29 protein-coding genes are annotated in these 22,634 nt (G+C 60.3%); 14 read left to right on the forward strand and 15 right to left on the reverse strand.

Annotated features, from left to right (window positions below; genetic code table 11):
• Positions 1-42: 42 nt before the first annotated feature.
• On the reverse strand, positions 43-321 hold the full coding sequence (locus ACRQ1B_RS02070; protein WP_432292010.1) for a DUF2312 domain-containing protein: 279 nt from the start codon (positions 319-321) through the stop codon (positions 43-45).
• 169 nt (positions 322-490) lie between these two features.
• A complete protein-coding gene (locus ACRQ1B_RS02075) occupies positions 491-1,285 on the reverse strand; it encodes an N-formylglutamate amidohydrolase (RefSeq protein ID WP_432292011.1) in 795 nt (264 codons plus the stop codon).
• 250 nt (positions 1,286-1,535) lie between these two features.
• On the opposite strand from ACRQ1B_RS02075, the gene ACRQ1B_RS02080 reads away from it, so the two are divergent.
• The 3 genes from ACRQ1B_RS02080 to ACRQ1B_RS02090 all read left to right on the forward strand — a co-directional run bounded on the left by ACRQ1B_RS02080 (position 1,536) and on the right by ACRQ1B_RS02090 (position 4,003).
• Positions 1,536-1,970: a DUF1036 domain-containing protein gene (locus ACRQ1B_RS02080; RefSeq protein ID WP_432293792.1), complete on the forward strand. Its 435-nt coding sequence runs from the start codon at positions 1,536-1,538 to the stop codon at positions 1,968-1,970.
• Positions 1,970-3,409 (forward strand): pyruvate kinase, encoded by a 1,440-nt coding sequence (pyk, locus tag ACRQ1B_RS02085; RefSeq protein WP_432292012.1) that lies wholly within the window; start codon positions 1,970-1,972, stop codon positions 3,407-3,409. Before ACRQ1B_RS02080 ends, pyk begins: the two co-directional genes overlap by 1 nt.
• Positions 3,410-3,484: 75 nt before the next feature.
• Complete coding sequence (locus tag ACRQ1B_RS02090; RefSeq protein WP_432292013.1) at positions 3,485-4,003, forward strand: GNAT family N-acetyltransferase; 519 nt, start codon at positions 3,485-3,487, stop codon at positions 4,001-4,003.
• 6 nt (positions 4,004-4,009) lie between these two features.
• On the opposite strand, the gene ACRQ1B_RS02095 is transcribed toward ACRQ1B_RS02090, so the two are convergent.
• Positions 4,010-4,150, reverse strand: a complete 141-nt coding sequence (locus tag ACRQ1B_RS02095; RefSeq protein ID WP_432292014.1) for a hypothetical protein — start codon at positions 4,148-4,150, stop codon at positions 4,010-4,012.
• 93 nt (positions 4,151-4,243) lie between these two features.
• Between ACRQ1B_RS02095 and ACRQ1B_RS02100 the strand changes: the two genes are divergently transcribed.
• Positions 4,244-4,723 carry an Lrp/AsnC family transcriptional regulator gene (locus tag ACRQ1B_RS02100; protein WP_432292015.1) on the forward strand — a complete coding sequence of 160 codons (480 nt, stop codon included), beginning with the start codon at positions 4,244-4,246 and terminating at the stop codon, positions 4,721-4,723.
• 3 nt (positions 4,724-4,726) lie between these two features.
• Here ACRQ1B_RS02100 and ACRQ1B_RS02105 read toward each other — a convergent pair whose 3' ends face one another.
• The 3 genes from ACRQ1B_RS02105 to ykgO form a co-directional block, all read right to left on the reverse strand.
• A complete protein-coding gene (locus ACRQ1B_RS02105) occupies positions 4,727-5,767 on the reverse strand; it encodes an alpha/beta fold hydrolase (protein ID WP_432292016.1) in 1,041 nt (346 codons plus the stop codon).
• A 159-nt stretch (positions 5,768-5,926) separates the two neighbouring features.
• The gene (locus tag ACRQ1B_RS02110) at positions 5,927-6,691 is read right to left on the reverse strand and encodes a tetratricopeptide repeat protein (protein WP_432292017.1); all 765 of its coding nucleotides are present in this window, start codon (positions 6,689-6,691) and stop codon (positions 5,927-5,929) included.
• Between the two features lie 101 nt (positions 6,692-6,792).
• Positions 6,793-6,918: a type B 50S ribosomal protein L36 gene (ykgO, locus tag ACRQ1B_RS02115; RefSeq protein ID WP_006726873.1), complete on the reverse strand. Its 126-nt coding sequence runs from the start codon at positions 6,916-6,918 to the stop codon at positions 6,793-6,795.
• A gap of 279 nt (positions 6,919-7,197) precedes the next feature.
• Here ykgO and ACRQ1B_RS02120 point away from each other — a divergent pair, with 279 nt between their 5' ends.
• Complete coding sequence (locus ACRQ1B_RS02120; protein ID WP_432292018.1) at positions 7,198-7,650, forward strand: PaaI family thioesterase; 453 nt, start codon at positions 7,198-7,200, stop codon at positions 7,648-7,650.
• A gap of 6 nt (positions 7,651-7,656) precedes the next feature.
• Here the strand turns inward: ACRQ1B_RS02120 and ACRQ1B_RS02125 are convergent, their stop codons facing one another.
• From ACRQ1B_RS02125 to ACRQ1B_RS02135, 3 genes are read right to left on the reverse strand one after another with little or no spacing between them, the layout of a single operon-like run.
• The gene (locus ACRQ1B_RS02125; protein ID WP_432292019.1) at positions 7,657-8,718 is read right to left on the reverse strand and encodes a 5-(carboxyamino)imidazole ribonucleotide synthase; all 1,062 of its coding nucleotides are present in this window, start codon (positions 8,716-8,718) and stop codon (positions 7,657-7,659) included.
• Between the two features lie 19 nt (positions 8,719-8,737).
• On the reverse strand, positions 8,738-9,205 hold the full coding sequence (gene purE / locus ACRQ1B_RS02130; protein WP_153360636.1) for a 5-(carboxyamino)imidazole ribonucleotide mutase: 468 nt from the start codon (positions 9,203-9,205) through the stop codon (positions 8,738-8,740).
• 41 nt (positions 9,206-9,246) lie between these two features.
• Positions 9,247-9,450, reverse strand: a complete 204-nt coding sequence (locus ACRQ1B_RS02135) for a YdcH family protein (protein ID WP_432292020.1) — start codon at positions 9,448-9,450, stop codon at positions 9,247-9,249.
• 404 nt (positions 9,451-9,854) lie between these two features.
• On the opposite strand from ACRQ1B_RS02135, the gene ACRQ1B_RS02140 reads away from it, so the two are divergent.
• Positions 9,855-10,031: a YdcH family protein gene (locus tag ACRQ1B_RS02140; protein WP_132271590.1), complete on the forward strand. Its 177-nt coding sequence runs from the start codon at positions 9,855-9,857 to the stop codon at positions 10,029-10,031.
• Between the two features lie 178 nt (positions 10,032-10,209).
• Here ACRQ1B_RS02140 and ACRQ1B_RS02145 read toward each other — a convergent pair whose 3' ends face one another.
• Positions 10,210-10,479, reverse strand: a complete 270-nt coding sequence (locus tag ACRQ1B_RS02145; protein WP_153360459.1) for an ArsR/SmtB family transcription factor — start codon at positions 10,477-10,479, stop codon at positions 10,210-10,212.
• A 92-nt stretch (positions 10,480-10,571) separates the two neighbouring features.
• A complete protein-coding gene (locus tag ACRQ1B_RS02150; RefSeq protein WP_432292021.1) occupies positions 10,572-11,336 on the reverse strand; it encodes a sulfite exporter TauE/SafE family protein in 765 nt (254 codons plus the stop codon).
• Positions 11,337-11,555: 219 nt separating this feature from the next.
• Between ACRQ1B_RS02150 and ACRQ1B_RS02155 the strand changes: the two genes are divergently transcribed.
• The gene (locus tag ACRQ1B_RS02155) at positions 11,556-12,209 is read left to right on the forward strand and encodes a thiamine phosphate synthase (RefSeq protein ID WP_432292022.1); all 654 of its coding nucleotides are present in this window, start codon (positions 11,556-11,558) and stop codon (positions 12,207-12,209) included.
• A 32-nt stretch (positions 12,210-12,241) separates the two neighbouring features.
• On the forward strand, positions 12,242-13,324 hold the full coding sequence (locus tag ACRQ1B_RS02160) for a tetratricopeptide repeat protein (protein WP_432292023.1): 1,083 nt from the start codon (positions 12,242-12,244) through the stop codon (positions 13,322-13,324).
• On the opposite strand, the gene ACRQ1B_RS02165 is transcribed toward ACRQ1B_RS02160, so the two are convergent.
• A complete protein-coding gene (locus ACRQ1B_RS02165) occupies positions 13,325-13,675 on the reverse strand; it encodes an SdpI family protein (protein ID WP_432292024.1) in 351 nt (116 codons plus the stop codon).
• Positions 13,676-13,890: 215 nt separating this feature from the next.
• Here ACRQ1B_RS02165 and ACRQ1B_RS02170 point away from each other — a divergent pair, with 215 nt between their 5' ends.
• Positions 13,891-14,691 carry an inositol monophosphatase family protein gene (locus ACRQ1B_RS02170; protein WP_432292025.1) on the forward strand — a complete coding sequence of 267 codons (801 nt, stop codon included), beginning with the start codon at positions 13,891-13,893 and terminating at the stop codon, positions 14,689-14,691.
• A 28-nt stretch (positions 14,692-14,719) separates the two neighbouring features.
• Here the strand turns inward: ACRQ1B_RS02170 and ACRQ1B_RS02175 are convergent, their stop codons facing one another.
• Positions 14,720-15,634: a LysR family transcriptional regulator gene (locus ACRQ1B_RS02175; protein ID WP_432292026.1), complete on the reverse strand. Its 915-nt coding sequence runs from the start codon at positions 15,632-15,634 to the stop codon at positions 14,720-14,722.
• Positions 15,635-15,724: 90 nt separating this feature from the next.
• Between ACRQ1B_RS02175 and ACRQ1B_RS02180 the strand changes: the two genes are divergently transcribed.
• The 3 genes from ACRQ1B_RS02180 (at position 15,725) to ACRQ1B_RS02190 (ending at position 18,770) form a co-directional block, all read left to right on the forward strand.
• Complete coding sequence (locus ACRQ1B_RS02180) at positions 15,725-16,534, forward strand: NAD(P)H-dependent oxidoreductase (RefSeq protein WP_432292027.1); 810 nt, start codon at positions 15,725-15,727, stop codon at positions 16,532-16,534.
• Between the two features lie 112 nt (positions 16,535-16,646).
• A complete protein-coding gene (locus ACRQ1B_RS02185; RefSeq protein ID WP_432292028.1) occupies positions 16,647-17,735 on the forward strand; it encodes a flagellar motor protein MotA in 1,089 nt (362 codons plus the stop codon).
• A gap of 3 nt (positions 17,736-17,738) precedes the next feature.
• Positions 17,739-18,770 (forward strand): peptidoglycan -binding protein, encoded by a 1,032-nt coding sequence (locus ACRQ1B_RS02190; RefSeq protein ID WP_432292029.1) that lies wholly within the window; start codon positions 17,739-17,741, stop codon positions 18,768-18,770.
• 4 nt (positions 18,771-18,774) lie between these two features.
• Here ACRQ1B_RS02190 and ACRQ1B_RS02195 read toward each other — a convergent pair whose 3' ends face one another.
• Positions 18,775-19,710 carry a helix-turn-helix domain-containing protein gene (locus ACRQ1B_RS02195; RefSeq protein ID WP_432292030.1) on the reverse strand — a complete coding sequence of 312 codons (936 nt, stop codon included), beginning with the start codon at positions 19,708-19,710 and terminating at the stop codon, positions 18,775-18,777.
• Positions 19,711-19,898: 188 nt separating this feature from the next.
• Between ACRQ1B_RS02195 and ACRQ1B_RS02200 the strand changes: the two genes are divergently transcribed.
• Together ACRQ1B_RS02200 and ACRQ1B_RS02205 are read left to right on the forward strand one after the other, a co-directional pair.
• Complete coding sequence (locus ACRQ1B_RS02200) at positions 19,899-20,666, forward strand: SDR family oxidoreductase (RefSeq protein WP_432292031.1); 768 nt, start codon at positions 19,899-19,901, stop codon at positions 20,664-20,666.
• Between the two features lie 22 nt (positions 20,667-20,688).
• A complete protein-coding gene (locus ACRQ1B_RS02205; RefSeq protein ID WP_432292032.1) occupies positions 20,689-21,138 on the forward strand; it encodes a cupin domain-containing protein in 450 nt (149 codons plus the stop codon).
• Positions 21,139-21,194: 56 nt separating this feature from the next.
• Here the strand turns inward: ACRQ1B_RS02205 and ACRQ1B_RS02210 are convergent, their stop codons facing one another.
• Entirely contained in the window at positions 21,195-22,511 is a 1,317-nt protein-coding gene (locus ACRQ1B_RS02210) for a glucoamylase family protein (protein ID WP_432292033.1), read from the reverse strand.
• Between the last annotated feature and the right edge of the window lie 123 nt (positions 22,512-22,634).

Genomic DNA, 22,634 nt, shown 5'->3' on the forward strand with positions numbered 1-22,634 from the left:
CGCTGCCGCCCTTTTCAAAAATCCGGAAATAAAGGCGGCCGATCAGGCTGCTTCTTCTTCCTCGGTGCCGGCGCCCGGGATCATGCCGAGAGCGGAGAGATAGGTGTCGAGGATGAGATCCTCTTCCATGCGCTCCTGGTCGTCCTTCTTGCGAAGCGCGATGACCTTTTTCATGATCTTGGTATCGTAGCCCATGGCCTTGGCCTCGCCGTAGACATCCTTGATGTCGTCGGCAATGGTCTTCTTTTCTTCTTCCAGTCTCTCGATGCGCTCGATAAAGGCGCGGAGTTGGTCGCGGGCGACGCCATGGGCATCAGACATCGGGGCCTCCTAAAATAGTCTCGACAATTTTGCGGGTGGTGTCACCTGCCGCGAAGTGCAGGCGAGGTCAAGCCAATTTACGCATCAGCCACCCATGCGATGGCTTGTTGCGTGCGAATGCGGCTTTTTGAGCGTCGGATGTCTTCGGCGGATCGGTTTCCCATTTTCTTCAGGCCGGGTAGGGGCCGGTCCGCGAAGCGAAAATCCGGCGTTGGTGCAGCGCCGGGTCTTCATTGAGCGTCCGGAAGATCGGTGCCAGACGCACAGCCCATTCCTCGATGCCGGTTTCGTCGCCGATCAGGTCCTGCCTGACCTCCAGAAGAGCGTGCGCCAGACCGGCGCGCATGCAGTGGCGATACATCGTGTCGTTTTTCAGCGCGCCATCATAAGGTTCGTTGTCGCCGATGATGAGGGTCGGGTCATCGCGCAGCATGCCCAGCAGCGGTTTGACGGCACGGTCATCATTGTCCCACAGCACCGAGGCATGCCAGGGGCGCGGCACGCCCTTCCAGGCCTGTGTAAAAGAGTGGAGCGCCAGGACCAGCGGCGTTTTGCCGCTCGCCTCGGCTGTCTTGCCGATCGTCAAGTCCACGGCCCGGTGGTAGGGGCGATGAAATGTGTCGAGTCGATGCGCCCATTCGCTGTCGGCAATCGGGTGGTTTCCCGGAATGATTGCGCCATCGGAAATGCGCATGATCAGGGTCGGGTCGTCCTCGCCTCTGTTCGGATCGATCAGCAGTCTTGAAAAACCGCAAAGCACGGCGGGCACGTTCAGCATGGCGGCCAGTCGGCGGGTGAGGCCTTCAATGCCGATATCGTAGGCGATGTGGCGCGCGAACGTTGTCTCATCGAGACCGAGCGTACCATATCCGGGTGGAAGTCTGTTCATGGCGTGATCGGCCAGAAGCACCATCCCGCCGTCATAATTGCCCTGTACGATTTCGTAGGAACTGAAGTCCTGCATTGCCTGCTGCCCGACTTGCCAATTGTTTGTTCTGCGTGATTTTTACCTTGATGCCTGATCGCACGCAGATTGCGGATAGGCAAGGCGAAGGCGTCATAAACGTCAGGATTCGGCTCGCAATCGGGCACTAACCGATTAGACTTTCGTTTGACTTTCGATCGCCATCGCGCCAAGACAGTCGCATCTGATTTAGCAGGGGACCCCGCCACACACCGTGTCAAAATCGTCCTTGTTCTCTTTATCCACCCTTGTGTCGCCAACCCTGTTCGGCTTGGCGCTTGCTCTTGCTTTACCGATCTTCGCGCCCAGCGAAGCGCGCGCGGATTTTCGCGTGTGTAACGGTACCCAGAACCTCGTCGGCGTCGGTATCGGTTACCGTGCCCAGGAGGGCTGGATGTCTGAAGGCTGGTGGCAGGTTCCTGCCTCAAGCTGCGCCACTCTCATCGAGGGCGAATTGCAATCACGTTATTATTATCTCTACGCCGAGGATTCAGCCCGTGGTGGCCGTTGGACCGGCGAAGTCAGCATGTGCGTCGCGGAAAACGAATTCAAGATTACCGGCGTCGGAGACTGCTTTGCTCGCGGTTACCAGAAGATGGGCTTCAAGGAATATGACACAGGCCGTCAGGGCAGCTGGATGGTCCAGCTTTCCGACACGCCAGGCACGCAGGAAGGCCAGAACTGATGAAGCGTAATCGCAAGGTAAAAATTCTTGCAACTCTCGGTCCCGCATCGTCCGAAGAGGCGATGATCGAGAAGTTGCACGAAGCGGGCGCCGATCTCTTTCGTATCAACATGAGCCATGCCAGCCACGACATGATGCGCACGCTGATTGCGCGCATTCGTGCTGTCGAAAGCCGTTCGGGTCGTCCTATCGGCATTCTCGCCGACCTTCAGGGCCCGAAACTGCGCGTCGGCAAGTTCGCCAACACCAAGGTGACGCTGACCCCAGGCCAGACGTTTACGCTCGACGACAAGGATGAGCCGGGCGACGAGACCCGCGTGTTCCTGCCGCATCCCGAAATTCTGTCTTCCGTCAAGGAAGGCCACCGCCTGCTGATCGATGACGGCAAGCTGGCATTGAAGGCCATCAAGGCCGATGGCAAGTCGATCACCTGTACGGTCATTGCCGGCACCAGCATTTCCGATCGCAAGGGCGTCAGCCTGCCGGATACGCTGCTGGAAGTCGGCGTCCTCACCGACAAGGATCGCGCCGATCTTGATGCCGTTCTCGCCACCGACGATGTCGACTGGGTTGCGCTTTCCTTCGTGCAGCGCCCGGAAGATCTGGTCGAGGTGCGTCGCATTTCCGGCGGTCGCGTCGGCCTGATGTCGAAGATCGAAAAGCCGCAGGCCATCGAGCGCATCGATGAAATCATCGAGCTTTCCGACGCCCTGATGGTTGCCCGTGGCGACCTCGGTGTCGAACTGCCGATCGAGATGGTTCCGGGTATCCAGAAGCGCCTGACCCGCGCCTGCCGCCGCGCCGGCAAGCCGGTCGTCGTTGCCACGCAGATGCTGGAATCGATGATCGAGGCTCCGGTTCCGACCCGCGCCGAAGTGTCGGACGTGTCGATTGCCGTGTTCGAAGGTGCCGATGCGGTCATGCTGTCGGCCGAATCCGCCTCCGGCAAATATCCGGTCGAAGCCGTGTCGATGATGGCGTCCATCGCCCATCAGGTGGAGCAGGATCCGCTCTTCCCGAGCATCATCTACGCGCAGCGCGCCACGCCGGAAGCAACCGGCGCCGATGCGATTTCGCTGGCCGCCCGCCAGATCGCCGAAACGCTGAACCTAGCTGCTATCGTCACCTATACCTCGTCGGGCACGACCGGCCTGCGCGCTTCGCGCGAGCGTCCGACCGTTCCGATCCTCGCGCTTTCGCCGAAGGTGCAGACGGCACGTCGCCTGTCGGTCTGCTGGGGCCTGCACTGTGTCGTCACCCATGATGCGACCGATCTGGACGACATGGTCAACCGCGCCTGCCGCATCGTTGTCGAGGAAGATTTTGGCAAGGCCGGCGACCGCATCATCATCTCGGCCGGTGTTCCGCTCGGCACGCCGGGTGCGACCAACATGGTGCGCATCGCCTATATCGGCGCAGATGGCCAGAGCGCTGTCTGAGGTTTTGCAGGCATCGCAATGACATTCGAGCGGCCGGAGCAATCCGGCCGTTTCTGTTTTTGAGGACTGCGTTTGATGACCTCTTTGCCAATCCCGACACTCCTTACCGAGCGCCTGACATTGCGTGTCCCGCGCATGGACGACTGGCCGGCCTATGCCGCCTTCATGGCGACGGAACGCTCCATCTATATGGGCGGCCCGCATGCACAGGCCATCGCCTGGGGCATGTTCTGCCATGACGTGGCGCAGTGGCAGTTGCTCGGTCATGGCGCGCTGATGATCGAGGTGCGCGAGGGCGAGGCAACGGGACAGTGCGTTGGTCAGATCGGCATCAATGCCGGGCCGCTGTTTCCCGAATATGAAATCGGCTGGATGCTTTATGATGGTTTCGAGGGCAGGGGATATGCCTTCGAGGCAGCCAGCCTGATGCGCGACTGGGTTTTTCGCACACTCAAGCTTGAGACGCTCGTGAGCTATATCCATCCCGAAAACGTGGCGTCCTGCCGTCTGGCGGAGCGGCTGGGAGCGGTGCTGGATGCCGATGCGGCGCGGCATGATCCGGCCGATCTGGTCTATCGGCACACGCGGGCGTGAGGCTCGTCACACCGTCGCGTTTTCCGCAATGCCACGGCGGGCGACGGTCAGGTCCCAGGCGGTGAATGGCGCGACGGCGCGGGGTGCGATGAAGGTCAGGCCCCAGAGGGCGCAGGTGCCAAGCCCCGCCAGAATGCCGATCAGCATGAAAACAACTCCTGAATGATGATGCTTCAGTCTGGAAAGGGCGAGCAGCGAAATCTATGGAATGCCGAAGGCAAACCTGCCAGATTGACTTTCATGAAAAAGGCAAATCCACCGCAAGGCCTTCGATCCGGCGCGCAGGTGCTGGACGACATCGATACCCGCATTCTGTCGGCGCTCGACGAGGATGCGTGGCTGCCGATGTCGGAACTGGCGCGTGCCGTCGGCCTGTCGGCGCCGAGTGTGGCGGAGCGCGTCAGGCGGTTGGTATCGGATGGTGTGATCCGCGCCTTCACTCTGGATGTCGATAGCCGTGCGCTTGGTTATCAGATCCGGGCGATGGTGCGCATCCGGCCACTGCCGGGAAAGCTGCATCTGGTCGAAAAACTCATTCAGGACACGCCTCAGTTCATCGAATGCGAAAAGGTTACGGGCGATGATCCTTTTCTGGGCCGGCTTGTCGTGCATTCGATTGACGAGATGGATGATGTGCTGGAGGCACTTTCCGACCATGCCGTCACCAGCACGGCTGTTATCAAGGGTACATCGGTGAAGCGGCGAATGCCGCCGCTCTAACTGTCAATGCCCTTCGCTCGACATGCCGATTGCCGTTCGAGCCGGCACGCCACTCTGCTTCAGCCGTGCTTCCGCAGTTCGCGCCGTTGACTGCAGGTCCCGCTCGAAGCCCGATACCTTTTCGATCGCCGCGATGCAGAGGTCGGTCACGACATAATCCGGCTTGTGGCCGAGCCCGTGGACCATGACCAGTTCGGAGCCTGCGATATCGCGCGCCAGCCCCTGCGAGTGGATTTCTTCCAGCACGATCGGATCGCTGTCACCTGTTATGATGACGGTCGGTGCCTTGATCTCCCTGTAACGCGGCGCGATGCGGGTCACGTAATCGTGGAGATTGAAAACGTCGGTGGCATTGGCGCGGAAGGTGGCGGGGCGCAGCACGAGCGCCGGGGCGCCTTCCTCGACATATCGATCGCGGCGAAGGTTGGGGCTGAAGACCGATTTCGTGGCGCCGTCCATCAGGAACAGGCCGGCGGGTAGCGAGACGAGGCGCGTGAACAGCCAGCCGATCACAGGCTTTGGCGCAAGGCCGTAATACCAGTCGACGCCGCCCGGCCAGGGATGGGTGGCGGGGGAGAGGAAAACGAGGCCGGCCGTCTTTTCCGGGTGGAAGACGGCGAAACTCGCGGCAATCGCGCCGCCGAAGGAATGCGAGACGATGACGGCACGTTTCATGCCGTAGGCATCCATCAGCTTGGCGATGGCGGCGGCCTGGCCATCCGGCGTATCGTTTTCAGGCCCGCCGCGCTCGGAATACCCGTGGCCGGGTCGATCGACGAACAGCATTTCTGCCCGACCGCGCAGCGGCTCCAGAAAAGCCGCTTCCTGATCGCGCAGATTGCCGCTGGCGCCGTGGATGAAGACAAGCGGCGGCAGGTCTGCGTCTTTTCCGGCCGGCACATGAAGGGCGTTCATGCGGTAACCGCCCACATCCGTCAGCGTGCCGATATTGGGAAAACGACGCTCGATACTGGCTGCCTGCCATGCGGTGAAGGCGAAAGCGGCTGCGATGAGAAGGGCGATGCAGATCAGGGCTGTGATCATCAGGCGAGAATGTCTGGAGGGTTTTGTCGTGGCGGGCGTTCGGCGAAGCATGTTCGATATAACGAAGACATAGGGCGGCGAGTTTCAGCCGAACAGATGCCTTCGTGTGTTTGACAGCCATCGCGTGCGGAAAGCCGAAGCCCTGTCAGGCCCCGCCGATCAGGTCCGGCTGCCGGCGATCTTTTCCGACAGTTTTTCCATCTGCTCGCGGGCTTCCTTGTCGGCCGGGTAGATGGCGAGATATTGCGCCAGCGCTTTTTCGGCGGCGGCGTCTTCCTCGGCTTCCATCAGGATGGCCGCCATGCCGGCAATGGCGCCGAAATGGCGGGGTTCGCGCTTCAGCACTTCGCTGATGTCGGCCATCGCCTTGCGTGGATCGCCCATCGTGTAATGCAAGGTGGCGCGTTGGTGCCATGCGCCGGTGAAATCAGGATCGATCAGAGTGGCGCGGTCAAGGAAATCGAGTGCCGCGCCATTGTTCTTCTTTTCCACGGCTTCGGATGCCCATTGCAGCAGAAGATCGACGGTCGGGCTGCCCGACTCGGTCCAATCGGTCTGGATTTCCTCGGCAATGCTCTTGGCCTTGTCGGGATTGTTCTCGCGTTTCAGCTGGGCAAGCAGACTGTCGATCTTGGCGGCAGGAGAAAGGTTTTCCGTTGGCGGTACAGGTGGTGTCTGCGCCTGCTGCTGCGGTTGGGCTTCCGTGGCGGGTGGGGTTTCCACATGCCGTTCGGGCAAGGGCGGCAACGGCTGGTCCGGTGCTTGCGATTGCGGCGGGATTTTTACGCCCGGCAGCGCGTCATCGCCCGGTGCTGCGCCATTCGGCGTTTCCTGCGCATGGGCGGTCGCAAATGGTGCGAGGCCTGCGAGAGGCAGACAGGCGAGGGCAATAGTCAGCGGGGTGGCAAAACGGAAAAAGCGCATGGCGGAAAAGATAATCCGCCTGCGCTCAATATCAAACCGAAATCGGTCTTTTATCAACAATGTGATCCGCAACGGCTTTCGATGAAAGCCGCCAGCCACAATCAGCCCTGACGAGCCTTGAAGCGCGGGTTCTGCTTGTTGATGATGTAGATGCGGCCCTTGCGGCGAACCAGACGGTTATCGCGGTGACGAGCCTTCAGCGCCTTAAGCGAGTTCTTGATCTTCATTGTACTGATCCAGCAGTCTGTGGGCCGTTAAGCCGCTTGTCTCTATCAATCAAAAGCGCGCCGCTTTGGTCATCAAAGGATGGCGCGCCTTTAGGTTGGCGTCGAGATACAATCAGCGTTGGCGCATGTCAACCATATGACGCGGTTTTCCGGGGCTTCTCGTGGCGTCAGCACCGATTTTCCGCAGCTTTGCCACAGGTTGATGCGCCTTTGCCGCGATTGACAATGCGTGGATCAACGCAAATCTTACCCCTCATACACGGTTTGACGGGAGGAAGAGTGGTGGATTTCATGAAAATGACGGGTCTGGAGCTGCTGCAGGCCTCCGCGGCGGGGCTGATTCCGGCCGCCAGTATTTCCGAGACCATGGGAATGAAGGGCATGGAGGTGGAAAAGGGCCGAGTCGTCATTCACGCCCGCGCCGATTCCCGCCATCTCAATCCGCTCGGCGGTGTGCATGGTGGCTTTGCCGCGACCTTGCTCGACTCGGTCACCGGCTGTGCCGTTCACAGCATGCTCGATGCCGGTGTCGGGTTTGGCACGGTTGATCTCGGCGTGAAGATGATGCGCCCGGTGCCGCGCGATGAGGATCTCGTCGCCGAGGCGCGGGTGACGCACCTGTCGCGGTCGATCGGTATTGCCGAGGGTACGCTGAAGGATGCCGCCGGCAATCTGCTGGCGAGTGCCTCGGCGACCTGTTTCATCAAGCAACCGAGGTCTGAGCAAGCCTGAACAGCTTTAATCGACCAGCTGCGTGACATGACCCATCTTGCGGCCGGGGCGGGCTTCGGCCTTGCCGTAGAGATGAACATAGGTGTTCTTGCTCTTCAGCCAGTCCGGCAGCGCGTCGATATCGTCGCCGATCAGGTTGGTCATCACGCAATCGGAATGGCGCACCGGATTGCCGAGCGGCAGACCGGATACCGCGCGAATATGCTGCTCGAACTGCGAGATGATGCAGGCGGCTTCCGTCCAGTGGCCGGAATTGTGCACGCGCGGGGCGATCTCGTTGGCGATCAGGCCGCCATCCGGCATCACGAAAAACTCCATGCCGACGACGCCGACATAATCGAGGGCGGTGAGCAGCTTTGTCGCTGCTTCACGGGCGGTCTGGGCCGTCGCGTCATTGATGCGGGCGGGCAGGGTGGATGTGTGCAGGATGCCGTTGCGATGCACGTTTTCGGCCGGATCGTAACATTCGACCGTACCATCGATGCCGCGCGCGGCGATGATCGAGACTTCGCGCTCAAAAGCGACAAAACTTTCGAGGATGAGCGGCACGCCACCGAGCGCATCGAAGGCGCCGGCAAGATCTTCGCCGCCGCGAAACACGCGCTGGCCCTTGCCGTCATAACCCATGCGGCAGGTTTTCAAGACACCCTGTCCACCAAAATCGGCAAGGGCTGCCTCCAGCTCGGCCTGATTGTTGACGGCGTGGAATTTTGCCGTCTCTATGCCGCAGCTGTTGAGAAAACGTTTTTCGGTCAGGCGGTCCTGCGCCACATCCAGGGCCTTGGCCGGCGGATAGACCGGCACGGAGCGCGCCAATGTCTCGGCGGCGGTGACTGGTACGTTTTCGAATTCATACGTGACGATATCGCAGCGCTTTGCGAGGTCCGCCAGTGCTGCCGGATCATCGTAAGCGGCGGTGATCTGCGCATTCGCCACCTGAGCGGCGGGACAATCGGCCTGCGGTTCCAGAATGATGGTGGAAAAGTTCAGGCGGGCAGCGGCCATTGCCAGCATGCGACCGAGCTGGCCACCACCGATAATGCCGATCGTCTTCATCTTAGCTGTCATACGGCTCTTCTTGGGCGCCTCAAGGGGCCTCGTCACTCGGGTATTCGGCAACCGAGGCAGTGTGCTCGGCGCGGTAAATGTCCAGGCGATCTGCCAGATCTTCGTCGGAAAGCGCCAGCACGGCGGCTGCCATCAGGGCTGCATTGATGGCGCCGGCGCGGCCGATGGCCATGGTGCCGACCGGAATGCCGCCCGGCATCTGCACGATCGAATAGAGGCTATCGAGGCCGCTCATCGTTTTGGATTGCACCGGCACGCCGAACACCGGCAGCGGGGTCAGCGACGCGGTCATGCCCGGCAGGTGGGCCGCACCGCCGGCACCGGCGATGATGACTTTAAAGCCCTCGTCGCGCGCACCCTTGGCGAATTCGTACATGCGGTCCGGCGTGCGGTGTGCAGACACGATGCGGGCTTCGTAACCGATGTCGAGCGCATCAAGTGTATCGGCGGCGTTCTTCATGGTTTCCCAGTCGGACTGGCTGCCCATGATGATGGCGACGGCGGGTCTGTCGGTCACGGCAAAACCTTTCAGGCAATGATGTCGGGAAGGATCTGATCTTCGAGCTGGGTCATCTTGTCCTTGATGACGAGCTTCTTCTTTTTCATGCGCTGGATGCGCAGGGCATCGGATCCGACCGTTATCATGGCGTTTATTGCGGTATCGTAATCCTCGTGCTCCTGACGCAAACGCGCGAGTGCGAGCCTGATATCCGCCTGCTCCTGATCGGCCATGACCTTGTCCCCATTCATGCCCGGGCCTTTATAGGCCCTGAAATATTGCGCATGCTCCTACCATCAAACAGGGGGCAGAACTAGTCTGACAAAGCGTCATTTGAAGTGACGGTTACCGCTGATCACAACTTCTGACGCGGCTTGCGGCGGCTGTTGGCCGCTCACGGCTCTGATGCGACGCGAAACCGGCCGATTTTGCAACGCCTGCGGTAGCAGAATAACGGAACGCAAATTTATTTTAGGGATGGATCATAATTCGTTATCAATGCCACGATTTTGCCCCTTAGTTATCAAGATTTCACCTTCGACAACGGGCTTTGATCGTGTCACACTTCCTTCGTAAACCTGAGGCCTCCAACCGATTGGATGGCTGGAGGCAGGTACTAAAAGGAAGGATATGCCACATGACCGTACAGGCTCATATTGCATCGCTTGAGAAGAAACACGAGGTTCTTGAGGATGAGCTTCAGAGTGTTCTTGCGTCTCCCTCCACGGATGATCAGGAGATTGTCCATCTGAAAAGGCGCAAGCTGCGTATCAAGGATGAGCTGGAACGCCTGAAAGGTTCTACGCGTCACTGATCCTATTTCAGAAGTAACGAGTTTCGAGCCGTCGCCGGATCGCCCATGATGAGGTGGTTTGAGCGGCGGCTCTTTCGTTTTATGGATTGAATGAAATATTTATGGTAAACAGATGCTTAAGTCGCATCTGCTGACAAGTGAGTTCAGCAAGTTAAGGTAGGGGATGAGCGGGGCGGCTTTATGCGTTTTCGCCCCAGAACTGGTCCAGCCACAGGTTCAGGCGGTCGAAGCCTCCGACATTGATCGCGTAGATTCGCCGCGTGCCTTCCGATGTCACCGTGACCAGATTGCAGTCGAGAAGTGCCTTCAGATGCTGTGACACCGCCGGCCGACTGATCGGCAGGCCTTTGGCCAGTTCGTTGACGGTTTTCGGCGCTCGTCGGAGTTCCTCGAGCAGGTGGCGCCGGTTGGGGTCGGCGATGGCTGTGAAGGGGTCAATCGCTGTCATGGCGGGCAGGCTATGGCATGGGTCCTGTCCCATCAAGACACATTGTGCACCGCAGCGAGGTTTGTTCCCGTCACAGTGTCGTGTGCAGGCGTTTACATCAGCCCGTCCCATAGCAACTTCAGGCCGGCGGCGAGCGCCAACGCATACATGAGCGGATAAAACAGTTCGATCTTCATGCGCTTGACAAGTGCTGCGCCGGCAATGGTGGCGAGAAAAGCAATCGGCAGAAGCGTGGCTGATGCGGTCAGGTTCTTCGTGTCAAAAGCGCCGAGCGCAAAATAGGGAATGACTTTGACCGCATTCACCAGCGCGAAAAAGCGGACGCTGGCGCCGGTATAGGCACGCGGATCAAGCCGCATGGGCATGACATAGATCTGGAAGGGCGGGCCGCCGGCATGGGCGACAAAACTGGCATAACCCGACAGCATGCCCCAGAAATTCGCCGCTACCGGCCGATGCGGCAAGGGCGGGGTTTCGTGATCGGCCGGCGTCATCCATTTCTGCTGGAAATAACGCAGGGCGAACAGAATGGTGGCAATGGCGATGACGACACGCAGTGCATCGGCAGAAACCATGGCCGACGTTGCCCAGCCGAGCGCGATGCCGACAATGCCGCCGGGCAGGATCATCAGCAGAGTTTTGCGATCGTTGAATTTGCGCCACGCCCACAAGGCGACGATATCCATGACGATCAGTATGGGCAGAAAGATCGCCGCTGCTTCCACCGGGCCGACCACCAGCGCCATCAAGGGTACGCCCATCAGTGCCAGCGCGCCGCCGAGCCCGCCCTTTGATAAACCGACGAGAATAACGGCCGGAATGGCGGCGAGAAAGAAATCGAGCGAAGGGAGAAACATGAAGCGGTGTTGATCCTTGTGTCGCTCCGGTTTATCGGATTTGCCAGAACCGGCGCATCGACCCGAAAACCGGATTAGGTTTTCGGAAAGTACGATGCGCAACTCTTAAACGTCCATAGTCTCCTTTGTTCACCAAATATGGCGCACAAAGGAGACTATGGACGAGGGCGCGATGCCGGCAAACGGTTCGCCTCGCAATATGAAGAAATGGAAACACCCATGTCCGCATCCGAAGACCGCTGCCGCCTCGTGCTGATCCTGCCCGATCTGGCCGACGATGCCGCATTGGTGGAACAGCTTTCTGCAGCGCTTGAAGGCGGCGATGTCGCCTCGGTGATCGTGCCGCAATATGATCTGGCCGAGCAGGCGTTTCAGACGCGTGCCGAAAAGCTGGTGCCGATCATTCAGGACGCTGGTGCCGCTGCGATGATCTGTGGTGATACCCGCGTCGCCGGTCGCGCCAAGGCCGATGGCCTGCATATTACCGGCCCGCTGGAGGAACTCGGCGAGGCAATCGAAAAGTTCACGCCGAAGCTGATGGTCGGTGCCGGTGCGGCGGCCGATCGCCACAAGGCGCTCGAAGTCGGCGAACTGCGCCCGGATTACATTTTCTTCGGCAAGCTGGATGGCGACATCAAGCCGGAAGCGCATCCGAAAAATGTGGCGCTCGGCGAATGGTGGTCGTCGATGGTGGAAATTCCCTGCATCGTCATGGGCGGTACGGATGCCGCTTCCGCGGTGACTGTTGCCGAGTCCGGTGCGGAATTCGTGGCCATGCGTCTCGGCGTATTTTCGCATCCCGAAGGCCCGCGTGCAGCGGTCGCACAAATCAATGCGTCCTTGGACGAAAAAGCGCCACGGTTTGACGCTTGATGAGCTTTATGAGCCGCGCCAACAAAACATTGATGTACAAAAAACTTCTGCCCGCCATGGCAATCGTTTCGGCACTGGTGCCGGCTGTTGCCGAAGCGCAGCAGTCGAAAACCACGCCGCGTGCCGTCTCGCGACCTGTTGAAAACGGTGCGCAGTCGTTTCGTGGTGCCCGCGATGCCGGTGAAAACGGGCAGGGCGGTGAGATCCCGTCGAGCGGTGTGACGCTCTACCAGCGCATGGGCACAGAACTGCCGCCGTTGCCGCCGGAAAAGCCTTTTACGGGCAAGATCGACGAGGCTTACGGCGCCTATCAGCGCGGCCTCTACATCACCGCGCTTTCGATTGCTTTGCCCAAGGCGGAAAAGGGTGATGCCGCCTCGCAAACACTGGTTGCCGAAATGATCATGCGCGGGCAGGGCATCAAACAGGACATCAATTCGGCCGCCTTCTGGTTCGGGCGCGCTGCCGAGGGCGGCGATCCGGCGGCGATGTTCCAGTATGCGCTGATGCTGATTTCCGGCCGTGGCGTCAAACACGACAAGGCCAAGGCCGACGAATACATGCACAAGGCGGCCGAAGCCGGCAATTCGTCTGCACAATTCAACTGGGGCCAGATCCTGATTTCCCAGAACCCCGGTGAAAAGGGCATGAAGCTGGCGCTGCCCTATTACGAAAAGGCTGCCGTGCAGGGGCTGGCGGATGCGCAATACGCCGTCTCGCAGCTTTACGTCGCCATCAAGGACCTGCCGTCGGAAAAGACGAAGCGTGCCCGTGAATTTCTGGAGCGCGCTGCCAAGGCCGGTTTCGACACGGCACAACTCGATATGGGTATCTGGCTGGTGAACGGCGTCGGCGGCGAGCGCGATTTTGACCAGGGCTTTACCTGGCTGCGGGTCGCCGCCGTGCGCGGCAATGTCGTTGCCCAGAACAAGCTGGCGCATCTTTATATCAACGCGCTCGGCACACGGCCGGACCCGGTGGAAGCGGCGAAATGGTATGTGCTGTCGCGCCGTGCCGGCCTGCCCGATCCGGTGTTGGAGGATTTTTATCTCGGCATCAACGAGGAAATCCAGAAGAAGGCGGTCGAGGCCGCCAACCGTTTTCGCCGCAGTTGATCAGCCCAGCGAGGCTTTGAGTGCAAACAAGGCGCCGCGGATGATAAAACCGTGGGCCAGTGCCAGGATAAACACCGTGGCCAGCCAGATTGCCAGATAACGGCCCTGGATGGCGGCGATGCCCTTGTTGAATTTCGGGCCGAGCGCGAAAAGAAGAGTGGCGAGCGCGCCGGCCGCCGGCAACACCGACAGCGCGATGGCAGCCGGCGCGAAGGTGTTCGGTTCACCCCAGAGCGTGAAATGGATAGGCAGCAGCGTTTCCGCCGGCAGGGCGACCGCGAGGCCGATCGACAGAGAACTCATGGTGATCAGCAGGCCAAGGCTGACGAACAGCGGCAATGCGATGGGCAATTTCTGAACTCCTGCTGGTGAGGCATCGACCGGAAAGTCCGGCCTCTGTTTTGCGGCTTGTCGCAAAGGTAATCAGAACTGGCAAGTGTCAACTATGTCGCGCCTCACTTGAATTTCCCGCGGTTTTGTGGTCATGAAGCCGCCATCACGACAAACTGACAAAAAAAGACGTCCCGCCCCACGAGTGCGCGGGACTTATCCCAAGGATTTCCCGCATGGCACGCTCCGCCCTTCTCAACGTCATGGTTCAGGCTGCCGTCAAGGCGGGCAAGTCGCTCACCCGCGATTTCGGCGAGGTGCAGAACCTGCAGGTCTCCGTCAAGGGACCTGGCGATTTCGTCTCCCAGGCCGATTTCAAGGCGGAAAAAATCGTTCATGACGAGCTGATGAAGTCCCGCCCGACCTATGGTTTCCTCGGTGAGGAAGGCGGCGAGGAAAAGGGCACCGACGGCGCGCATCGCTGGATCGTCGATCCGCTCGACGGCACCACAAACTTCCTGCACGGCATTCCGCAGTTCGCCACCTCGATCGCGCTGGAGCGCAATGGCGAAATCGTTGCCGGCGTCATCTTCAATCCGGCAACCGATGAACTGTTCACTGCCGAAAAGGGTGGTGGAGCGTTCCTGAACGACCGTCGCCTGCGTGTGGCTGCCCGCCGCGTTCTGTCCGATTGCGTCATCGGTTGCGGCGTGCCGCATCTCGGCCGCGGCGATCACGGCAAGTTCCTGCTGGAGCTGCGCCATGTGATGGGCGAAGTTGCCGGCGTGCGCCGCATGGGTGCCGCTGCCCTCGACCTCGCTTATGTGGCTGCCGGCCGTCTCGACGGTTTCTGGGAAGCCGAGCTGCATCCGTGGGACATGGCGGCCGGGCTGATCCTCATCCGCGAAGCCGGTGGTTTTACCTCCGACATGAAGGGCGGCCAGAACATGTTCGAAACGAAAACTGTGGTTGCCGGTAACGAACTGATCCAGAAGGCGCTGCTGGAAGTTTCCAACCGCCCGGTTCCGAGCCGCTAATACGCTGATACTAGCCGGGTCAAAGCGATCAGCGCTCCAGACCCGGCACCTTGCGCAACCGCTCCGTCAGAAAATCGGCGAGCAGCCGCACGCGGGCGATGCCTGCCCGTTCCGGTACGATGAGCATGTTCAGCGGCACCGATGGCGGCGCATAGCGCGGCAATATCTCTTCCAGTTTTCCGGTTTCGAGCAAATCGTCGATCAACCAGTGATGTGTCGGCGTGATGCCGCGTCCCGCGAGCAGTGCCTCACGGGCGGCAAGGCCGTGGTCGATGCGCAACCGGCCCGACAATGAGATCGAATAATCCTTCTGTCCGTCGCTGAGCAGCAGTACGTCGCTTCCGGCCACGTTGGACATGCGGATGCCGAGATGGTTTTCGAGTTGCTCGGGCGTCTGCGGACGACCGTGGCGATCAAGATAGGCCGGTGATGCCGCCAGCAGTCGACGGCTCTGTCCAAGCGGGCGCAATTTCAGGCCACTGTCCGACAAGGGGCCAAGCCTCAGCGACATGTCGAAGCCCTCGCGCACCAGATCGATACGTTCGTCCGACAGGCTGAGATCGATGGTGATATGCGGGTATAGATCCTGAAAAGCGAAGATCATGCCGGCGACATGACGGATGCCGAGCGCTGCCGTGCAGGAGAGGCGAACAGTGCCGGCAGCAGAGCCCCCGGCATTGCGTGCTTCGTCATTGGCCTGTTCCACCAGCCGCAGCACGTTCACGCATTGGGCATGATAGATTGCGCCTTCCTCCGTCAAATGCAGGCGGCGGGTGGTGCGGCTGAGGAGAGGCACACCAAGTGCTTCCTCCAATTCCCGCAACTGTCGCGTCACGGTCGACTGGCCGATGCCGAGTTCGCGCGCCACCGCTGAAAGATTGCCGCGTTCCGCCACCCGCACAAAGGTGCGCATACGCTCGAGTGTGATATCCGATTTATCCATTTTTCGGCATGGTCCTATGCATTGCGCAGGAATACCGGATGTTTCTTTCGCGGTCTATGTTCCCCTCATCACTCACCCATGAGGTCCACCATGAACGTTCTGATCGTTTTCGCCCATCCCGAACCACAATCTCTCAGCGCCTCCCTGCGGGATGCGGCCATTACCGAGTTGCAGGAGCAGGGGCATTCCGTTCGAGTTTCCGATCTCTATGCCCAGAACTGGAAGGCGGCAGTCGATCGTGCCGATTTTCCCGCATGGTCGAGGGATGAAAGACTGAATATCAGCCGTGCTTCGAAGGCGGCTTTTGCCGATGCAACATTGACCGACGATGTGCGGGCCGAACAGGAGAAACTGCTCTGGGCCGATGCGGTTATCCTGCAGTTTCCGCTATGGTGGTATGGCATGCCGGCCATTCTCAAGGGCTGGGTGGACCGGGTTTATGCTTTCGGTTTCGCCTATGGTGTGGGCGAACACAGCGACCGGCGCTGGGGCGACCGGTTCGGCGAAGGTGTGTTTGCCGGTAAGCGGGCCATGCTGGTGGTGACCGCCGGTGGCTGGGAGGACCATTATTCGCCGCGCGGAATCAATGGTCCGATCGACGACCTGCTGTTTCCGATCAATCACGGCATCCTTTATTATCCGGGCTTCAGCGTCCTGCCACCCTTCGTCGCCTACAGGGTGGATCGTTTCGACGATGCGGGTTTTTCTGCTGTCGCGGGCGAACTGAAAACACGCATGCGGGATCTGGCCTTGACCAAACCGATTGCCTACCGCCAGCAGAACGGCGGCGATTACGAAATTCCAAGCATGCAACTGCGTGCCGGACTGGAGAAGAGAGGTGCTTTGGGCTTTTCCCTGCATGTGGCGGCAAGCGCGGAGCTCGCAAACCACAAAGAGTAATCATGACACCTGTGGGTGGTCATCGAAATCCTGTGCGTTTTCCAATGCTTCGGCACTTCAATTCGTCGCAATTATAAAATAGCTTTCGTTCACGATATGCGGAGGCTGTTTTATGACGAATGACTCGCTGGGGGATGTGGACGTTTCCGAATCGGCTCCGCGCGATTACGGCCACAAGCTTTCCAACCCGATCCCCTTTCTCTGGACGATGACGATTTTCCTCATCATCGTCGGTTTCCTCGCCGCCATCCTGTTCCGGCAGGCGCAGCACGCCTTCATGACCAATCCGGGTCTCAATGGCGTGATCCTCGGGGTCCTCCTGATCGGCGTGTTTCTGGTCTATGCGCAGATCGTGTCGCTGATCCCGGAAGTGCGCTGGTTCAATTCCTTCCGCGCTGCCGGCAGCGCCGACAAGGTGGGCCGCGAACCAAAGCTGCTCGCACCGATGCGCGCGCTGCTCGGCCGTCGCCGCAAGGTGGCGCTGTCGACCGCGACGCTGCAATCCATCCTCGATTCGATCGGCACACGGCTGGATGAAAAACGCGATACCTCGCGTTACCTGATCGGCCTTCTCGTTTTCCTCGGCCTGCTTGGCACGTTCTGGGGCCTGATCGGCACGATCGGCTCGATCAGCGACGTCATCCAGGGGCTCGATCCGGCTTCCGGCAACAACAATGACATTTTGCAGGCGCTGAAAAGCGGCCTTACGGCCCCGCTGTCCGGCATGGGCACGGCGTTTTCGTCCTCGCTGCTCGGCCTCTCCGGTTCGCTAATCCTCGGTTTCCTCGATCTGCAGGCTGGCCGTGCCCAGAACCGGTTTTATACCGAACTGGAAAACTGGCTCTCTTCCGTCACCGAAGTCGGCGGCGATCACCAGCACGTGGTGACACCCGGAGTGGTGCCGGCAACTCCTGCCTCGGTCGATGAACTCCGCGCGCTGACCGAACAGCTGCAAAAACTGGCCACCGCGCAGGCGCAGGCGCAGGGCGGACCGCAGGCAGAACGCTCGCTGTCTGCCATGGCCAATCTCGCCGAAGGCATTCAGGGGCTGGTAAAAAACATGCGCGGCGAACAGCAGATGCTGCGCGACTGGATCGAGGCGCAGCAGGAAGAATCCAAGGCAATGCGCAAATCGCTCGACCGATTGAGCGAAAAACTGGCGGCAGACAAGGCTGCGATCGACAAAAGCGGGAGCAAATAAGCGATGGCGCTCGGCAGACACCGCCGCAGCGAACGCGGCGTCGATTATTGGCCGGGTTTCGTCGATGCCTTGTCGACGCTGCTTCTCGCCATCATGTTCCTGCTAACGGTTTTCGTGCTGGTACAGTTCATTTTGTCGCGCGAGATTTCCGGCCGTGACGAGGTGTTGAACCGCCTCAACAGCCAGATTTCCGAACTGACGGAGCTGCTGGCGCTGGAAAAGAGCGGCAAGACCGATCTCGAAGACACGCTCGCCAACCTGCAATCCTCGCTCGCCACCTCGGAAAACGAGCGTTCGCGGCTGCAATCGCTGCTCGACCGCGGCGCCGGTGCCGGCGATGCGGCCAATGCCCGTGTTGGCGCGCTGACCGACGAATTGAGCCAGGAAAAGCAGATTTCCGCCCGCGCCACCAGCCAGATCGAACTTTTGAACCAGCAGATCGCGGCCCTGCGTGCGCAGATTGCCGCCGTAGAGGGAGCCTTGCAGGCATCCGAAGCCAAGGATCAGTCATCGCAGGCGCGTATCGCCGATCTCGGCCGTCGCCTCAACGTGGCGCTGGCGCAGCGCGTTCAGGAGCTTAACCGCTACCGTTCCGACTTTTTTGGCCGGTTGCGGGAAATCCTGTCCGATCGTGAAAATATTCGTATTGTCGGCGACCGTTTTGTCTTCCAGTCGGAAGTTCTGTTCCCCGTGGGTGGCAACGAACTGGACGATGCCGGCCGTGTCGAGATGGACAAGCTCGCCTCGGCACTGCTGGAACTGGCGCAGGAAATCCCCGCGGAAATCAATTGGGTTCTGCGTGTTGACGGCCATACCGACAATGCGCCGCTGTCCGGCACCGGCCGTTACCGCGACAACTGGGAGCTTTCGTCCGCGCGCGCGACATCGGTGGTCAAATATCTGATCACCAAGGGCGTGCCCGCCAACCGTCTGGTCGCCGCCGGTTTCGGCGAATTCCAGCCGATTGCCGAGGGTGACACACCGGAGGTGCGCTCGCAGAACAGGCGCATCGAACTGAAGCTGACGGAGCGGTGAGGGCCTAAATTTCCCTGCGAAACACCGTCGGCGTCGTGCCGGTCAGCTTGCGAAAGCTGGCCGCGAAGGATGATGGCGTCTGGTAGCCGACGGCAAGCGCCACGGCCGTCACCGGCAGATTAGTCGTTGCCAGCATGCGACGGGCCTGTGTGATGCGCAAAGCCGTCAGCCATTCATGCGGCGTCTGGCTGGTGGCGAGCCGAAAGGCAGTGCAGAAATGGAAACGGCTCATGCCAACCAGTGCCGCCAGTTCGTCAAGCCGGATTTCGCGATCGATATAATCCTGCATGTAGTTCGTGACGCGTTTCACCTGCCAGTCGGCCAGCCCCTTGCGCACGGTTGGCAGTGTCAGCGACGCGTGGGCGGAATGGGCGCGCACGAGCTGGGTGCAGAGAAGATCGATCGCCTGCTCGACAAAGAGCGATGACGACGTGTCGCCCTGCGCGGCCTCCCGGCTCAACAGTTCGAGAATGCCGGCGGCGGAAAAATCCTCGAAACAGATACGACCGATCAGTTCGATGTGGCGTCCCTTGGCCAGCACGTCGGCCGAGGATTGCAGCCGTTCATCGGACAGGTAGACGTGGCTGACTTCGATCGGGCCTTCGACGTCCCAGCGTCCGTCCTGACCTTCGGGGATCAGTGTCATCGAGCCTGGTCGCGTGCGAGCGCTCATGCGTCGCGCGCCCTGCCGCCAGCTGCTGTCCTGCGCGGCGCCGTAATAGGTCATCAGCACATGGGTCTGCATGCCCGGCAGGTCGGCGTGGAATTCACCATGCTGCCAGCGTTTTGTCATGCGCGTGCCGCCACGCAACACGCTGTCTGCCAAGGCCGGTGGCTGGTCAAGAATATCGCCGATAGCTGACGGGGCATCGTGGATGTCGGGCGCGGAGATTGCAGGCAAGGGTGTGCGATCTGCCGAAAGGCGTATTGCCGTGCTCAACGTCCCGCCTCCCGTTTTCCCTTTGCCCGTTATCGAGAGTGTGACAGGTGATCGGCGAAGGCAAGGGGCATCCAACCGCAAGATTGCGATAGTGGTCGCAATCGCCGAACGGCGGGCTGTCGCTTCTGGAGCTAGGTTTCTCTCATCCTGACCAGAACGGTACAGGGCCTTTTAGAGGAGAGACCCCAATGAGCATTCTGAAAAAGATCGTCGTTATCGGCGGAACCGGCCTGATCGGCTCGAAACTTGTTTCGCTGCTGCGCGACGGTGGCCATGAGGTGATTGCCGCCTCGCCGCGCACCGGCATCAACGCCTTGACCGGCGAAGGTCTGGCGGACGTGATGTCCGGCACCGATGCGGTGATCGACGTCTCCAACATCGCCTCCTTCGATGGCGAGGAAGTGCGCAGTTTTTTCGAGACCTCGGCGAAAAACCTGATCGCTGCGGAAAAGGCTGCAAAGATTCGCCATCATGTGACGCTGTCGATTGTCGGCATTACCGGTGAGGGGCCGAACGGTTATCTGAACGGCAAGGTCGCGCAGGAAAACGCCATCAAGGTTTCGGGCCTGCCTTATACGATCCTGCGCGCCACGCAGTTTTACGAATTCATCGCCACCATTGCCGATGGTCACGCGGTCGATGGTGTGGTGCGCCTGCCGGATGCGCTGTTCCAGCCGGTTGCCGCCGATGATGTGGCCGCTGCTCTTGCCAAGACTGCTCTGTCGCCGCCGGTCAATGGCACAATCGATCTCGCCGGTCCGGATCGTGCTTCTTTCGAGGAGATCATCGGTGGTTATCTGAGGAAGGCCGGTGATACCCGCCCGGTCGAAAGCGATGCCGCCTCCGGTTATTTTGGCCTGCCGGTCTCAGGCAGTTCGATGGTGCCGAAGGGCGAGGTGCTGATCGGCCCCACCACGATCGAAACATGGTTCCGCCAGCACCCCGTTGCTGCCTGATCCCGAACCGGAGGATTCTTTCATGAAAACGCTTCGTCTCGCCTTGGCTGTCGCGGCTCTGCCGATGCAGCTTGCCTTTGCACATGACGTGTCTGCGCCGACCAAGGCTGCCGATATCGCTTATGAAACCGTCGGCGCCAAGGTGACGCCGGTCTACGAACATGCCATTCCCGGCATGCCGGGCAAGAGCCTCAAGGGCGTGCTGGTGGAATACCAACCCGGCGGCTATAACGCCGCGCATACCCACGCCAAATCAGCGATCATCTATGCGACCGTGCTGGAAGGCGCCGTGTTGAGCGGCATCAATGGCGGGGCAGTGAAGACCTATACCAAGGGGCAGAATTTTACCGAACTGCCCGGCGACAAGCACGATGTCAGTGCCAATGCCAGCAAGACGGAGCCGGCCAAATTGCTGGCAGTGTTCGTGGTGGATACCGATGACACGGTGCTGACGGTGCCGCGTAAACGGTGAGGCGGCGTAGTTCTCTAAGCGTAAAGGCGGGCCTCATCGGGGCCGCCCTTCGGCATTCAACCCGAATGCTGATTGCCGACCTGAAAATCCAGACGCGCCAATCCACGCCGCACTTCCGGGGCCTTCATGAATAGGTCCCACAAAAGCCCGGTGCGAAAATTCTCGATCATCGCGACGATCGGTCCCTCGTCGATGACGATGTAATGTGGGGCCGTCCAGTCTCCTGTCGGGGTAAACGCGTCGACGAAACCGAGCGGGCCGAACAGGGCGCCGTTGTCAAAGGCCATGAAGGCACGAAGAGCCTTTTCCGCCTCGCGCGGCAGGAAAGGGAAGCTGGAGAGAGCCGCCGTCGGGGCGATCGCGCCGACATCCTGGGTCGGTGAATTGGCGGCATAACCGTAGGGGATTTCCGAGGCCGTCAGGCCCCAGACATTGGCTTTCAGATATTCCGGCACGCTCAGGCAATAATCGTGGTTGATGCGCGCATGCGCCACCACCTGCTCCCAGTAATCGCCGTAACGATCTTCCAGTCCGCGCGGATCGAGCGCGCAGAAGGAATATTGCGACATGAACAGGGGGCCGCCCAGCGGCTCGCCAAAGGGCAGGCGGGTGCCAAAGTAGCTTTCGCCGTTGACGAAAGCGCCGTTGCGCGTCCAGCCGGAATGATAATTCTGCGGATCGATGGGATGTGTGTTCGAGCCGGCGGCGAGGATGTAGGCCGACAGCGATTCGTTCCAGCCGGTGATCGGCAGGTTCATGATCCAGTCGTTTTTTGCACTCCAGTGCCAGTAGAGCGGGCCGTCATCATCGCCACGTGTGTACCAGCGCCAGTCGGTCTCGTCGTAAAGGCGGGTAATGTCGGTGCGGAGCTTTGCCTCGGTCTTGCTGCTGCCTGCAAAATATTCGCGGGCGCAGATCAGGCCCTGCATCAGAAGCGCGGTTTCGACCAGATCGCCGCCATCATCCTTCTGCGAGAAGGGCAGGACCTCGCAGGTCGTGCCGTGGATGAGATGCGAAAACGCGCCGTGGAATCGGGGAGCGCGAAAAAGGCTTTTGACGATGGTGGCAGTGCGCTCAAGGCATTCCTCGCGCGAAATCCAGCCGCGCTCGGTGCCGACTAACAGCGCCATCAGGCCAAAACCGACACCGCTCATCGCCACCGCATCGGTGGCCATATAGCCGTCGGCACGGCGCTTTTCGAAGGGCAGGCCGGTTTCCGGATGACCGCCCTCCCAGAAATACAGGAAAGTCCGGTATTGCACCTCATCAAGAAGTGCGTCGAGGGGGAGGGAGGCTGGCGCGTGGGCCAGTTGGTTGGTGACATCCATGCCGTCGAAACGCGTAAAGCCCTTCTGAGAGTCGGAACGTTGCATGTCTTTCCGTTTGTTTGCCGGGGCCGGAAAGCCACCGGTCACCCATGCCGACACAATCCGGCGAAAGGATGCCGGCGAATGGATGATCGTCAGGTGAGGCTAACACGACTGTGTTAGCAGTGT

Origin of the sequence: Endobacterium panacihumi (assembly GCF_050847465.1) — a bacterium.
Taxonomy (GTDB): domain Bacteria; phylum Pseudomonadota; class Alphaproteobacteria; order Rhizobiales; family Rhizobiaceae; genus Neorhizobium; species Neorhizobium panacihumi.